Source organism: Streptomyces sp. CNT372, assembly GCF_000377145.1.
The window spans coordinates 362,880-377,162 of record NZ_KB897778.1 but is presented as its reverse complement, the minus strand read 5'-3'; the positions used below and the strand labels follow the sequence as shown (position 1 = coordinate 377,162).

Annotated in this window: 9 protein-coding genes; 5 read left to right on the top strand and 4 right to left on the bottom strand. The window is 76.8% G+C overall.

Annotation, left to right across the window (positions count from 1 at the left end; translation table 11 throughout):
• The first annotated feature begins 124 nt into the window (after positions 1-124).
• Positions 125-1,657: an FHA domain-containing protein gene (locus C593_RS0106980; RefSeq protein ID WP_018846580.1), complete on the top strand. Its 1,533-nt coding sequence runs from the start codon at positions 125-127 to the stop codon at positions 1,655-1,657.
• Between the two features lie 30 nt (positions 1,658-1,687).
• On the opposite strand, the gene C593_RS0106975 is transcribed toward C593_RS0106980, so the two are convergent.
• Entirely contained in the window at positions 1,688-2,704 is a 1,017-nt protein-coding gene (locus C593_RS0106975; protein ID WP_018846579.1) for a methyltransferase domain-containing protein, read from the bottom strand.
• Between the two features lie 463 nt (positions 2,705-3,167).
• On the opposite strand from C593_RS0106975, the gene C593_RS0106970 reads away from it, so the two are divergent.
• The 4 genes from C593_RS0106970 to C593_RS0106955 all read left to right on the top strand — a co-directional run bounded on the left by C593_RS0106970 (position 3,168) and on the right by C593_RS0106955 (position 11,163).
• The gene (locus C593_RS0106970) at positions 3,168-3,572 is read left to right on the top strand and encodes a globin (protein WP_018846578.1); all 405 of its coding nucleotides are present in this window, start codon (positions 3,168-3,170) and stop codon (positions 3,570-3,572) included.
• Between the two features lie 244 nt (positions 3,573-3,816).
• Positions 3,817-7,179, top strand: a complete 3,363-nt coding sequence (locus C593_RS0106965; RefSeq protein WP_018846577.1) for an ABC transporter permease — start codon at positions 3,817-3,819, stop codon at positions 7,177-7,179.
• Position 7,180: 1 nt separating this feature from the next.
• Positions 7,181-10,207, top strand: a complete 3,027-nt coding sequence (locus C593_RS0106960) for a hypothetical protein (protein WP_018846576.1) — start codon at positions 7,181-7,183, stop codon at positions 10,205-10,207.
• Positions 10,204-11,163 (top strand): ABC transporter ATP-binding protein, encoded by a 960-nt coding sequence (locus C593_RS0106955; protein WP_018846575.1) that lies wholly within the window; start codon positions 10,204-10,206, stop codon positions 11,161-11,163. The genes C593_RS0106960 and C593_RS0106955 overlap by 4 nt, the downstream gene beginning before the upstream one ends.
• A 135-nt stretch (positions 11,164-11,298) precedes the next feature.
• Here C593_RS0106955 and C593_RS0106950 read toward each other — a convergent pair whose 3' ends face one another.
• From C593_RS0106950 to ettA, 3 genes are read right to left on the bottom strand one after another with little or no spacing between them, the layout of a single operon-like run.
• On the bottom strand, positions 11,299-11,967 hold the full coding sequence (locus C593_RS0106950; RefSeq protein ID WP_026277432.1) for a DUF8010 domain-containing protein: 669 nt from the start codon (positions 11,965-11,967) through the stop codon (positions 11,299-11,301).
• A gap of 14 nt (positions 11,968-11,981) precedes the next feature.
• Positions 11,982-12,452: an acyl-CoA thioesterase gene (locus tag C593_RS0106945; RefSeq protein WP_018846573.1), complete on the bottom strand. Its 471-nt coding sequence runs from the start codon at positions 12,450-12,452 to the stop codon at positions 11,982-11,984.
• 7 nt (positions 12,453-12,459) lie between these two features.
• A complete protein-coding gene (ettA, locus tag C593_RS0106940; RefSeq protein WP_018846572.1) occupies positions 12,460-14,124 on the bottom strand; it encodes an energy-dependent translational throttle protein EttA in 1,665 nt (554 codons plus the stop codon).
• Between the last annotated feature and the right edge of the window lie 159 nt (positions 14,125-14,283).

Sequence of the window (14,283 nt, the reverse complement as noted above, 5' to 3'; positions counted from 1 at the left end):
GGCGTACCGAGCGCTGGGGGCCGTGCGGAGCACAGGGCTCACGGAGCCCGCGGAGCTCAGAGCACACCGGAGCAGAACTGTCCGGCCCCCGTGGGCCGGGGGAGGAAAAGGGGGAAGCGCCGACATGCCGACCTGCCCGAACGGACACCAGTCGGGTTCCGACGACTGGTGCGAGGTCTGCGGCCACCGCATGGCCGGCGCGGGTGCTCCCGCCGGAGCCGTCCCTCCGCCGCCTCCCCCGCCGCCGCCCGCCTACGGCTATCCCGGCCCCCCGCCCGGCCCCGGCACCGGTGATCCGCACGCGACCGCGCAGGCCGAGCTCTGCCCGCAGTGCCGCACGCCCCGTGAGGCGATGGCGCCGTTCTGCGAGGAGTGCCGGTACAACTTCCTGACGAACACGGCGACCTCGTACACCCCGCTGGCCCCGCCGCCTCCGGCGCCCCAGGCCGGGCTGAACCTGCCGCCGGGCTTCCAGTCCGGCCCGCCGCAGGGGCCGTCGCAGGGCATGCCGCCGGGCTCCCCGCCGCACCAAGGCCCCCCGCCGCACCAGGAACCGCCGCCCCACCAGGGCGGACCCCACCAGGAACCGCCGCCCCACCAGGGCGGACCCCACCAGGGACCGCCGCCCCAGCAGGGCGGGCCGCACCAGGGACCGCCGCCGGCGCACGGGCAGTCCGGTCCCGGGCCCGGTCCCGGGCAGCCCCCGGGCCCGCCGCAGCCGCGCGACCCGTTCGACTACCAGGGCTCCCGGCCCTCCCAGATGAACCGGCCGGCCGAACCCCTCGGTGGCCCGGACTCCGTCCCCGGGGCCCCGCCCGCCGGGCCGCCGCCGCACGGCTTCGGGCAGCAGGACCGGCCCGGACAGCCCGCGGTACCGCCGGCGTTCCAGCAGCAGACCCCGCCGCCCGCGTACACGCAGCCGACGCCGCCGCCCGCGTACACGCAGCCGACGCCGCCCGCGCCGCCGCAGCAGCAGCAGCACACGGACGGCGGCGGTGACGACTGGATGCTGTCGCCCCCGTCGCGCACCCAGTCCCCGCCGCCGCCCGGCGCGCCCCAGGGCCCGCCCGCGCCGCACGGCCCGCAGAGCCACGGCGGGCCGCAGAGCCACGGCGGGCCGGGGGGCCTCGGCGGCCCGCCGCAGGGTCCGCAGGGCGTCGCCGCCTTCCCCCAGCAGGCCCCGCCGCAGGAACCTCAGGGGTCACAGGGCACGCAGGGCGCTCCCCCGCCGCACTTCCCGGAGCCGGCGCGGGACGAGTGGACGGCCGTGATCGGGCCCGACCGCGAGTACTTCATGGCGATGATGCGGCGCAGCGGCCCCGAGGCGACCGGGCTCAACCTGCCCGCGTACTCCCCGGAGCAGCGCCTGCCGCTCACCGGCAACCAGGTCACCGTCGGCCGCCGCCGGCACTCCACCGGCGAGTCCCCCGACATCGATCTCTCCGTGCCGCCGGAGGACCCGGGCGTCTCGCACCAGCACGCGGTGCTGGTGCAGCAGCCGGACGGGACCTGGGCCGTGGTCGACCAGAACTCCACCAACGGCACCACGCTCAACGGTGCCGAGGACCCGATCCAGCCCTATGTGCCCGTCCCGCTCCAGGACGGCGACCGGGTGCACGTCGGGGCGTGGACGACGATCACCCTGCGGCGCGGCTGACGCACCCGGCCGGTGCCGGGCGGCGGTCCCTCACCCCAGGGGCCGCCGTTCGTCCAGCGGCCAGACGTACGGGCCCTGCGGGTCGTCCAGCCAGGCCCACTGGCGGCCGCCGCGGACGGTGACGCCGAAGCGGCTGCGGTCCGGGCGGTGCTCGCGCTCCCACAGGGCGACGGCCTCGTGCGGGTCGAGGGCGCCGTCCGTCAGGGTCAGCAGGAACCGGAACAGGTCGTTCTGCACGGCCCGGCGCGGCAGTCCGGCCACCCCGGCCGCCGCCTCGCCGGGCCCGGACCCGCCGCGCAGCGGCACGAAGTACGCCGAGGTCCGCAGGAAGTGGCCCTCGGCCTCCGGCCCCTCGGCGCCCTCGTCCACCCGCAGCGAGATGAGCCCGGTGGACAGCGGTGCGAGGATCCGGGCGCCCGGTGCGCACTGCTCGACCCAGGCGTGGGGCACCGAGGCGAGGGTGCAGGTGGCGACGACCGCGTCGTACGGGGCACGCTCCGGGCAGCCCCGTGCGCCGTCGCCGGTGACCACGGCCGGGTGGTAGCCGGCCGCGTCCAGGTGGAGCCGGGCGGACTCGGTGATCTCGGGGTCGAGGTCGATGGTGGTGACCGCCTCGTCGCCGAGGCGGTGCGCGAGCAGGGCCGCGTTGTAGCCGGTGCCCGCGCCGATCTCCAGGACGGTGTCGCCGGTGCGCAGGTCGAGGGCTTCGAGCATCAGGGCCATCAGCGAGGGCTGGCTGGAGGACGAGACCAGGTCGCCGTCGCGCAGCCGGGTGGCGAGCGGCCCGTCCCGGTAGGCCCCGCGCAGCCAGTCCGCCCGCCGTACCGGGTCCGGGTCCTCGCGCCACATCCGCTCGTGGACGCCGGACCGGACGGCGAAGTAGCAGGGGACGAAGAGGTGCCGGGGCACCTCGGCGAAGGCCGCACGCCAGGCGGGGTCGCGCAGCCCGCCGTCCGCGACGATCTCCCGCACCAGCGCGGCCCGCGCCGCCGCCCCTTCGCCGGCGAAGGGGTCGGCGGTCTTCCGTTCTCCACGGCCCTGGCCCATGCGTCCACTGTCCTGCGCGCCCGCCGCCGACGCGAACTCCGGCGGCCCGGACTCCGGCGGTCCGAACTCCAGCGGCGCGAACTCCGGCGGCCGGGCGGAAGACCGCCCGGCCGAGGCCGGCCCAGGCCAGGTCCGGAAAGCCCCGTCCGGTCCACGATGCCGGGCACGCACCCTCCCGCGTTGTCCTAAGGCCTGTCTGACAAATAGCGTCGTTCGCCCGGAGGGCGGGGGCTGCGGTGTCCGGTGCGTGCGATCGCAAGGCGGAGGGTGGGGGCACCTCCCGCGCCGCCAGGCGCAGGGGGAGAGAGCGCAGCGGGCTGCGCCGACGACCGACAACGCGGCATGGGGGCACCGCCCGGCGAAGCCAGGGGGAGTGCGTGCAGGGCGCCGCAGCCCAGACGGGATTCGTCAGACAGGCCTTAGGACTTCCGGCCTCCGCCGGGGTGTCTGAGACGATGGACGGGTGAACGAGATTCCGCGCGGGACGCTTCAGGAGCAGACCTTCTACGAGCAGGTCGGCGGCGAGGAGACCTTTCGACGCCTCGTCCACCGCTTCTACCAGGGGGTGGCCGGGGACCCGCTGCTGCGGCCGATGTACCCGGAGGAGGACCTCGGGCCGGCCGAGGAGCGGCTGGTGCTCTTCCTGATGCAGTACTGGGGCGGCCCCCGCACCTACAGCGACAACCGCGGGCATCCCCGGCTGCGGATGCGGCACGCCCCGTTCACGGTGGACCGCGCCGCGCACGACGCCTGGCTGAAGCACATGCGGGACGCCGTGGACGAGCTGGGCCTCGCACCCGAGCACGAGCGGCAGCTCTGGGACTACCTGACCTACGCCGCCGCCTCGATGGTGAACACCCCCGGCTGAACCCGCCCCGGAGAACGGGGAGTTCGCCCCGCATCCACCCGGTGACGCTGCGTCACACTTCCCGCACTATGCGGTCGCACCACGCCGGATAACGGTCACGATCAGGTCAAGGTCGGACCGTAAGCGGTTTCCCCGGCACCGTGCCCTCTGAAAGCATCCGGTGAAAGCATCCGGGGACGGGGACGGCGTCCGTGCGGGACGCCGGGGGCGGATCGCACGGGGAGACCGGCGGGGTGGGGGACGCGTGACGGGGTTCGTACTGCTGCGCGTCCGGGCGCACCGTCTGCTGCTGGCCGCCGCGCTGCTCGCCGTCGTCCTCACCACCGCCGTGCTCTCCGCGCTGGCCGCCTTCTCCGGCTCGGTCGGCGACGCCGCGCTGCGCCACACCCTCGGCACCCGCGAGGCCGCGTCCACCGCCGTGGTCGTCGGCGCCCGGACCCCTCGGGAGCGCGGGGCCGCCGACGAGGCGGTGGCGCGCGGGGCGCGGGCCGTCTTCGGCGGGCTGCCGGTCACCGTCCGCTCGCTGGAACGGTCCGGGGCGTACGCGCTGCCGCGTTCCCTCCAGAGCCCCGAGGCCCGCAAGGGCGAACCGGACCTCACCCACCTCGCCGCCGTCGACCCCGGCCGCGTGACGGCCGTGGCCGGACGGCTGCCCGGGCCGGTCGCCGGTGGCCGGCCGGTGCCGGTCGCGGTCCCGGAACCCGCGGCCGAACTCCTGGGCGTGGCGCCCGGCGCCGTCCTGACCCTCACCGACCGGCTCGGCGACAAGCCGCTGCGGGTGGAGATCACCGGCGTCTACCGGGTCGCCGACCCGGCGGACCCGTACTGGCGGCTCGACCCCCTCGGCGGCCGGGGTGTGCGCACCGCCGTCTTCACGACCTACGGGCCGCTGCTCGCCGACCCCGCCGTCCTCGCCTCCGGCCGGACCTCCGCGGGCGAGACGGGGTGGCTGGCCCGGGCGGACTTCCGGGACGTGACCACCGACCGGATCGGCGCCCTGCACACCTCGGCCACCGAGGAGGCGGAGGCGCTCGGCAAGGAGCCCGCCCTCGGAGGTTCCGCCACCGTGACCACCGGGCTGCCGACGGTCCTGGCCCAGAGCGAACGCGCCCTGCTGGTGGCCCGCTCCACCCTGCTGATCGTCGCCGTCCAGCTGGTCGTACTCGCCGGGTACACCCTGCTGCTGGTGGCACGGCTGCTGAGCAGCGAACGCGCCGGGGAGACCGGGCTGCTGCGGGCGCGCGGCGCGTCCCGGGGGCGGATCGCGGCGCTCGCCTTGGCGGAGGCGCTGCTGCTGGCACTGCCGGCGGCGGTCGCCGCCCCGCTGCTGGCCGGACCGCTGACCCGGCTGCTCGCCGCGCACTCCGTCCTCGGCGACAGCGGACTGCGGCTCGGCGAGCCGCCGCTCGCCGACGTGTGGCTGGTGGCCCTCGCCGTCGCGGTGTGCTGCGCGGCGGCGGTGGTGGCCCCGGCGCTCTCCGCAGGCTCCGCAGGCGAGGGGGGCGTCCTGCGCCGGGCCCGGGGGCGGGCACTGCCGGGCGCGGTCCGGGCGGGCGGGGACCTGGCGCTGCTGGCGATCGCGGGGGTGGCGTTCTGGCAACTGGACCGGCAGACCGGGGCCTCGGGCGGCGGGGCGCTCAGCGGCGACCGGGAGGGCGATCTCGGGGTGGACCCGCTGCTGGTGGCCGCCCCGGCGCTGGCCCTGCTCGCGGGCACGGTCCTGACACTGCGGCTGCTGCCGCCGGTCGCCCGGCTGGCGGAGCGGCGGGCCGCGCGCGGGCGCGGTCTGGCGACCGCGCTCGCCGGGTGGCAGCTCAGCCGCCGGCCGCTGCGCGGGGCGGGGCCGGTGCTGCTGCTGGTCCTGGCGGTGGCCATGGGCATGCTCGCCATCGGGCAGAGCGCCTCGTGGGACCGCTCGCAGCAGGACCAGGCGGACTTCCGGTCCGGGTCCTCCGTACGGGTCGTGGACACCGGTCCGGGCGGGCCGGGGGACGCGGGGCGGTACGGGGCGCTGCCGGGGGTGCGGGCCGCCGCGCCCGCCGTCCGGGCGCCCGTGAACCTGTCCGGGAACCGCACCGCGACGGTGCTGGCCCTGGACACCGCCGGCGCCGGGGAGCACCTCCTGATGCGCGGCGACCTCGCGGACCGGGCCCCGGCGGACGTCCTCGCCTCGCTGCGCCCGAAGGGGGCGGCCCGGCCGGGGCTGCCGCTGCCACAGGACGCCCGCAGCGCCGTCCTGGACCTCCGGATCACCGCGGAGGGCGCGCCCCGGGGGGCGTCCCCCGCCGGGATCCGGGCCACGGTGGTGGCCGTGTTCGAGGACCGCTACGGCATCGCCCACCGGATGTCCGCCGGGACCGTCCCGGTCGACGGGCGGACGCACACGGTGACGCTGGCCCTGGACGCGACCGCCGCCGGGGACCGGGGCGCACCCGCCGGGCCGCTCGCCCTGACCGGGCTGCGGCTGCTGGACACGGCCGCGCCCGAGGCCGCCGAGCGGCACCGGCTGACGGTGGAACGGGTCCGCGCGGCGGGCGCCGGCGGGACCGGGGCTCCGCGGCCGGTCGCCGTTCCGGGCGGGCTCGCCTGGACCGGTGTCTACACCGAGAGCATGGGCGTCGAGGCCGCCGGGGAGCCCGTGAGGCTGCGGTCCGGGCCGCGGGGCGCAGCGCCACTGAGCGTCGCCTACGACATCCGGCCGGCACCCGCCGGCACCGACCAGTGGGGCTTCGCGGCGGCGGCCCCGGACTTCGCCGTCGAGGTCGCGGCGGCCCGGCCGCGCGCGGCCCGGGAGATCCCGGCGGTGGCGACGGACGCGTTCCTGGCGGCGTCCGGGGCCGTGCGCGGGGAGAGCGTGGACGTCACCTTCGGCGGGCAGGACCTGAGGGTCACCGTCGTGGACACGGTCCGCCGGCTGCCGACGACCGGCGCCACCGCCGCCGACGGCGCCGAGGAGCCGGCCCGGGACGGCGGGGCGCTGCTGATCGACTTCCGGACGGTCAACGAGGTGCTCTCCCGCAGCGGCGCCGGCTCCCTCACGCCCTCCGAGTGGTGGCTGCACACCGCTCCGGGCGAGGCGGGGAAGGTCGCCGCCGCACTCCGGGCCGGGGCGGAGCCGGACGGCGCGCGGGTCCTCGTCCGCGACGAGGACGCGGCGGAACTCCTGGACGACCCGCTCGGCGCGGGCCCCCGCGCCGCCCTGGTGGCGGTCGCGGCGGTGGCCGCCGCGCTGGCGGCGGTCGGCTTCGCGGTGAGCGCGGCGGGTTCGCTGCGCGAACGCTCGGCGGAGTTCGCGGTGCTGCGCGCGCTGGGCACGCCCCGGCGCCGCCTCGCGCGGCTGGTGGCGGCGGAACAAGGCGTCCTGCTGACGCTCGCCCTCCTGGTCGGCGTCGGCCTGGGCACCCTGCTGACCCGCGCGGTGGTCCCGCTGATCGTCCTGACCGGCCGGGCGACCCAGCCCGTCCCGCCCGTCCTCGTCGAGCTCCCCCTCGCCCGCGTGGCCCTCCTGCTCACCGCCGTCGCCGCCCTGCCCCTCCTCACCGTCACCGCCCTCGCCCTCCGTCGCGCGGACCCGACGGTGACCCTGCGCCACCAGGGGGACACCTGAGATGACCGCCCACCCGCCCGCCACCCCGGCCCCCGAGCCGGAGCCGCGCCCGGACCGCGCCACGCAGTGCCCGCCCCCGAACCCGGCGCAGGACGCCCGCCCCGCCCCCAAGACGGAGCCGCGCCCGCAGGACGCCCGCCCCACCCCCGAGCCGCGCCCGGCTCCGGGCCCCGCCGGGGCCCCGGCCACCCGCCGCGACGGCGCCGCGGGCGGGGAGGACGCCCGCCCCGGGCCACGTTCCGCCGGGGACCCGGCCGCGCCCGCCCCCGCCCGCCCCCGGCGGGCCGTCGCGTCGTGGGTCGGGACGCGGTTGCGGACCGCGCCCGGGGCCGCGGCCGCGTTCGCCGTGCTCGTGCTGGTCACCGCGTTTCTGGCGGCCGGGTTCCCCCGGGTCGTCCAGGCGTACGAGAACCACGCGCTGCGGAGCGCCGTGGACGGGGCGCCGGCCGTGCGGAGCACCGTGCAGGTGAGTACGCCGGGGCCGGGCATCCAGCTGCCCGAAGCCGATCGGGAGGAGGCCCTGCGGCCCGGGCCCCTCGCGGCGGTCGACCGCAGGGTGCACGCCATGCTGGCCGACCCGCTGCGGGCCGTCGCCGACGAGTCCTCGCACGGCGTGGAGACCTCCCAGCCGCTGCTCGGCACCGACCGGTGGCTCCCGAGGCCCGAGGCCGTCCCCCCGCACCTGACGCTCGCGGCGCAGGCCGGGCTCGCCGAGCACGCCAAGATCGTCGAGGGCCGGCTGCCGGCCGTGCGCGGCACGGTCACCGGCCGCACCAGGGCGATCGAGGCCGTCGTCACACCCGAGACCGCGAAGGCGCTGAACATCACGGTCGGCCGGGTCGTCCACCTCGGCGACGGCGGCCCCGGCGAGCCCCGACTCTCCGTACGGATCACCGGCCTGGCCGAGCCCCGCTCCCCCGCCGGGGCGTACTGGTCCGCCAATTCCCTGCTCCACACCCCCGGCATGTCGGCGACCACCGGCCCCACCCCGCAGACCTACTGGAAGGCCGCCCTGCTGATCGCCCCGGAGGCCGCCCCCGCCCTCCTCGGCACCCAGGGCGCGCCCCGCCCCTACTGGCGGATCGCCCCCGCCACCGCCGGGCTCACCGCCGCCGACGCGGCCGCCCTGACCGCGCGGATCGCCGCCCTGGAGGACGGCCCCGGACTGGTCCGGCTGCGGGAGACCGTGGACGAGAACGCCGAGGTGACCACCGAACTGGACGGCCTGCTCGCCGACTTCGCGTCGATGCGCTCCGCGATCGCGCCGGTCGTCGCGGTCGCCGCCGTCGGCGTCGGCACGGTCGCCCTGGTGGTGCTGGCGATGACCGGCGGGCTGTTCGCCGCCCGCCGGGAGAGCGAACTCGCCCTGCTGCGCTCGCGCGGCGGATCCCTCGCGGGCATCGGCGGGCGGCTCCTCGCCGAGTCCGCCGTGGTCGCCGTGCCCGCCGCGGCCCTCGGCCTGGCCCTCGCACTGGCCGCCTTCCCCGACGCCCGGGCCGGGGAGGCCGTCCTCGCCGCCGCCGCCGTGGCCGCCGTCGCCTGCGCCGCCCTGCCCCTGCGGGCGGTGGTCCGGCACCGGACACCACTCGCCCACGGCGGCCGGAACGATCCGGTGTCGGCCAGGCCGAGCCGGCGGCGCACCGTCGCCGAGCTGACCCTGCTGGTGCTGGCCGCCGGGGCGGTCACCGCGCTGCGCCGGCGCGGCACCTCCGACGCGGGCGACCTCCTGGTCAGCGCCGCCCCGGTGCTCCTCGCACTGATCGCCGCCCTAGTGCTGGTGCGGCTGTACCCGCTGCCGCTGCGCTGGGCGGCACGTCCGGCCGCCCGGCTGCGGGGCGCGGTCGGCTTCCTGTCCCTCGCCCGCGCCGGGCGCGCCTCCTCGGTGGGCGCGCTGCCCCTGCTGGCGCTGCTGGCGGCGCTGAGCACGGCCGCGTTCGGCGGTGCGGTGCTCGCCGGGATCGACGACGCCCGGGCCCGGGCCGCCCTGCTGGCGACCGGCGCGGACGCCCGGGTGACCGGACCGCGCGACTCCACCGCCCTCCCGCCCGGCGCCGAGGAGGCGGTCCGGAAGGCGGCCGGGGTGCGGTCGGTGACCACGGCGCAGATCGAGCACGCCCTCACCCTGCCACCGCCGCGCGACGGCGTGGGCGACCCCCCGGCCGTCTCCCTGGTCGCCGTGGACCCGGCCGCGTACGCCGCGCTCACCCGGTCCCTGGACCTCGGCGCGTTCCCGGCGGACGCCCTGCGCTCCGGAGAGGGCGCCGGCACCGTCCCGGCGGTCGTCACCCCCGGCGTCGCCGCGTACCTGGGCGAGGGCGCGCACCGGGTCGACGCGGTGGCCGGCGAGTTCCGGATCGAGGTCGCGGCCGTACGGGAGCGGACCCCGGCGGTCACCGCCGCCGAGTTCGTGATCGTGGACCGCTCCCGGCTCACCCGCGTCGCCCCCAGCGCGCTCCTGGTGACCGGCGCGGACGTGGACGGCCCGGCCCTGCGCGCGGCGGCCCGGGAGGCGGGCGGCGAGCTGACCGTGCGGCTGCGCTCCGAGGCCCGCGCCGCGTTCACCGACTCACCGCTCCAGGCGGGCGCGGAGCGCGTCTACGGGGCGGCCGTCGCGGCGGGTGCCGGGTACGCGGTCCTCGCGCTGCTGCTCGCGCTGCTCCAGTCGGCACCCGAACGAGCCGTGCTGCTGGCCCGGTTGCGGACCATGGGCCTGACCACCCGGCAGGGCCGGCGGCTGCTGGCCGCCGAGGCGCTGCCGCCGGCCGCGCTGGCCGCCGCGGGCGGGGTGCTCACCGGCTGGGCGACGATCGTGCTGCTGGCGCCGGGGGTGGACCTGGTGCGCCTGGCGCTGGCCGCCGCGCCGGGCGTCGCCCCGCTCGGCTCCGTCCCGCTGCGGGCGGACGCCTGGTCGCTGGGGGCGCCGGCGGCGGCCGTGGTGCTGCTGGCGGGCGCGGTCGCCGGGGTGCAGGCGTGGTGGGCGGGCCGGCGCGGATCCGTGCAGGAACTCAGGGCAGGAGACATGCGATGACCGAGACGACCCTCGCGGACCTGGAACGGCGCGTCGCGGCCCGCCGCGAACGGCCGTCCTACGGGCACGACGCCCTGATCACCTGCGACCGGCTGGTGCGGGTTTTCTCCGCGGACGGCGTCGAGGTCCAGGCCCTCCAGGGGCTGGACCTGCTGGTGCGGGAGGGGGAACTGATGGCCCTGGTCGGCGCGTCGGGCAGCGGCAAGTCGACCCTGATGAACATCCTCGCGGGTCTCGACGTACCCACGGCGGGCGCGGCGCGGGTCGCCGGCCGCGATCTGCTGTCGATGGACGCGAGGGCCCGGCTGCGCTACCGGCGCGAGGCCGTCGGCTTCGTCTGGCAGCAGACCGCGCGCAACCTCCTGCCGTACCTGACCGCCGTGCAGAACGTGGCCCTGCCGATGCAACTGCGCGGCCGGGGCGCTCCGCGCGGGCGGCGCGCCAAGGCGGAGCGGGCGCATGAGCTGCTGCGGATGCTGGGGGTCGACGCGTACGCGGACCACCGTCCGGCCCAGCTCTCCGGCGGCCAGCAGCAGCGGGTGGCGATCGCGGTGTCCCTGGCGAACAACCCCTCGGTGCTGCTGGCCGACGAGCCGACGGGCGAACTGGACTCGGCGACGGGCGAGCAGGTCTTCGCCGCGTTCCGGCGGGCCAACGAGGAGCTGGGCACGACGATCGTGATCGTCACGCACGACCAGGCGGTGGCGGACGAGGTGCGCCGCACGGTCGCCATCCGGGACGGCCGCACCTCCTCGGAGGTCCTGCGCCGCACGGAGGTCGACGCGGCGACCGGCCAGGAGTCGGTGGTGGCACGCGAGTACGCGATGCTGGACCGCGCCGGCCGCCTCCAGCTCCCGGCGGACTACACGGCCGCCCTCGGCATGCGCGACCGCGTCGCCCTGGAGCTGGAACCGGACCACATCGGCGTCTGGCCGGACGACGACCGCGCCACCTGACCCGGCCCGGGAGTGCCGGGCGCCCTCGCGGAAGCGCGCCGCACGGCGCGGGACCGCCCACCGGGCCCGGACCAGACGCCGGACCGCCCGCCGGGGGCCCGGACGCGGGCCCGGACCGCCCCCGCGTCAGCGGGGTCAGCGTGGGGTGACCGCCAGGCCGCCGAGGCCGGAGGACGGGTCGGACGTGCGGAGGGCGACCGAGCCGTACGGGGTGCGCAGGCGGAGCCACGTGCCCGAGGTCAGCAGGGCGACGGGGACGCCCGGCCGCAGGAAGCCCAGCGACTGGGCCGCGTGGACGGCCCGCAGCGGCAGGCCCGTGCCGCCGACCGTGCGGGACCAGATCTCGCGGCCGATGCGGTCCCGTTCCGCCCGGGTGCGCCGTTCGTCCGGCAGGGCCTCGTCCCGGGCGCGGAACTCGGCGACGGCCGCCGCCACCGCGCCGCGCATCTCCCGGACCTGCGGCAGGCCGGGCAGTTCCCGCCAGCCGCCGCGCGGCGGCAGGACCCCGGCCCACGGCGGGCCGGTGACCTCGCCGGGCACGGCGCACTCCGCGCCGCTCAGGGACTCCAGCAGTTCGCCCGCCGACACGGTCACGTCGAAGGTGACCGCCTCCGCCAGCCGTGCCGTGCGGATGGCCAGCACCTCGAACGACGGCGGCCGGCCGAACACCGCAAGCGCGCCCCCGCCCGCCTGCATCCGGACCGCGGCGGCGCGGTCGTAGTGGATCAGCCGGGCGAGGAAGGCGGCGAGATCGTCCGCCTCCCTCGCGTCGGCGAGGCGCAGGCTCTGCACGGGTACGGGCATCGGCACGGGCGGGGTCATGCGGCGACGGCGTCCTCGGCGGGCTCGGCCTTCCCCTCCAGGGTGCCGGCGCCCTCGTCGAGGTACTCCAGCAGGAAGGACTTCTCCTCCGCGCTGATCCGGCGGGGCCGCTGCGCCGCCAGGTCGAAGGGCACCACGACGGTGGCGGCCCGCACATAGACCGTGGCCGGGTCGTTCTCCTCCTTGACCTCGTACGCGATGGTCAGCGAGGCCGCGGTGATCCTGGTGACCCAGGACTCGATCACCACGGGCTCGTGGCGGTGGACCAGCGGGCGCACGTAGTCGATCTCGTGGCGTGCGACCACCGACCCGCCGGAGAAGGACGGCGAGCCGTCCCCCGGCGCCAGCCGGAACATGAAGTCGATCCGCGCCTCTTCCAGGTACCGCAGGAAGACGACGTTGTTGACGTGCCCGAAGGCGTCCATGTCCGACCAGCGCAGGGGGCAGCGGTAGATGTGGCGGGCCATCGGCTGCTCAGCCCCGGGTGAGCTTCTTGTAGGTGGCGCGGTGCGGACGCGCCGCGTCCGGGCCGAGCCGCTCGATCTTGTTCTTCTCGTAGGACTCGAAGTTGCCCTCGAACCAGAACCACTTGGACTCGCCCTCGTACGCCAGGATGTGCGTGGCGACCCGGTCGAGGAACCAGCGGTCGTGGGAGACGACCACCGCCGCGCCGGGGAAGTCGAGGAGCGCGTTCTCCAGGGAGGACAGGGTCTCGACGTCGAGGTCGTTGGTCGGCTCGTCGAGGAGCAGCAGGTTGCCGCCCTGCTTGAGGGTGAGCGCCAGGTTGAGGCGGTTGCGCTCACCGCCGGACAGCACGCCGGCCGGCTTCTGCTGGTCCGGGCCCTTGAAGCCGAAGGCGCTGACGTACGCGCGGGACGGCATCTCGACCTGGCCGACGTTGATGTAGTCCAGCTCGTCGGAGACGACGGCCCACAGCGTCTTCTTCGGGTCGATGTTGGCGCGGCTCTGGTCGACGTAGGAGATCTTGACGGTCTCGCCGACCTTGATGCTGCCGGAGTCCGGCGTCTCCAGGCCCTGGATCATCTTGAACAGGGTGGTCTTGCCGGCGCCGTTCGGGCCGATGACGCCGACGATGCCGTTACGCGGCAGGGTGAAGGACAGGTCGTCGATGAGGACCTTGTCGCCGAACGCTTTGGAGAGGTTGTTCACCTCGACGACCACGGAGCCCAGGCGCGGGCCCGGCGGGATCTGGATCTCCTCGAAGTCCAGCTTCCGCATCTTGTCGGCCTCGGCCGCCATCTCCTCGTAACGGGCGAGACGGGCCTTGGACTTGGCCTGACGGCCCTTGGCGTTGGAGCGGACCCACTCCAGTTCGTCCTTGAGGCGCTTCTGGCGCTTGGCGTCCTTCTGGCCCTCGACCTTGAGGCGCGCGGCCTTGTTCTCCAGGTAGGTGGAGTAGTTGCCCTCGTAGGGGTGGGCGCGGCCGCGGTCGAGCTCCAGGATCCACTCGGCCACGTTGTCGAGGAAGTACCGGTCGTGGGTGATGGCGACGACGGTGCCGGCGTACTTGGCGAGGTGGGCCTCCAGCCACTGGACGGACTCCGCGTCCAGGTGGTTGGTGGGCTCGTCGAGGAGGAGCAGGTCGGGCGCCTCCAGCAGCAGCTTGCAGAGGGCGACGCGGCGCTTCTCACCACCGGAGAGGTTGGTGACGGGCCAGTCGGCGGGCGGGCACCCGAGGGCGTCCATCGCCTGCTCCAGCTGCGCGTCCAGGTCCCAGGCGTTCGCGTGGTCCAGCTCCTCCTGGAGCTTGCCCATCTCCTCCATCAGCTCGTCCGTGTAGTTCGTGGCCATCTCCTCGGCGATGGCGTTGAACCGGTCGAGCTTGCCCTTGACCTCGGCGACGCCGAGCTGGACGTTCTCCAGGACGGTCTTGTCCTCGTCGAGCGGGGGCTCCTGGAGGAGGATGCCGACCGTGTAGCCGGGCGACAGGAAGGCGTCGCCGTTGGACGGCTGCTCCAGGCCGGCCATGATCTTGAGCACGGTGGACTTACCGGCGCCGTTGGGGCCGACCACACCGATCTTCGCACCGGGCAGGAAGCTCAGCGTCACGTCATCGAGGATGACCTTGTCGCCGTGCGCCTTGCGCGTCTTGCGCATCGTGTAGATGTACTCAGCCAAGAGAAACCGTCCGGCAAGCAGTGGGTGGGCAGATACACCCATCTTGCCGTACGGCGCGGCCTGGGTGAAAACCGCGGGTACCACGACCGGGCCACGGCCCCGGACGGGGGTCGCCGTGCCGGGGCCGGACCGGGGGCTGCGCGCGGCCCCGGCGGCGGG

Coding starts and splice junctions, on each gene's coding strand:
- C593_RS0106980 (WP_018846580.1), top strand. CDS start 125: ATGCCGACCTGCCCGAACGGACACCAGTCGGGTTCCGACGACTGGTGC.
- C593_RS0106975 (WP_018846579.1), bottom strand. CDS start 2,704: ATGGGCCAGGGCCGTGGAGAACGGAAGACCGCCGACCCCTTCGCCGGC.
- C593_RS0106960 (WP_018846576.1), top strand. CDS start 7,181: ATGACCGCCCACCCGCCCGCCACCCCGGCCCCCGAGCCGGAGCCGCGC.
- C593_RS0106955 (WP_018846575.1), top strand. CDS start 10,204: ATGACCGAGACGACCCTCGCGGACCTGGAACGGCGCGTCGCGGCCCGC.
- C593_RS0106950 (WP_026277432.1), bottom strand. CDS start 11,967: ATGCCCGTACCCGTGCAGAGCCTGCGCCTCGCCGACGCGAGGGAGGCG.
- C593_RS0106945 (WP_018846573.1), bottom strand. CDS start 12,452: ATGGCCCGCCACATCTACCGCTGCCCCCTGCGCTGGTCGGACATGGAC.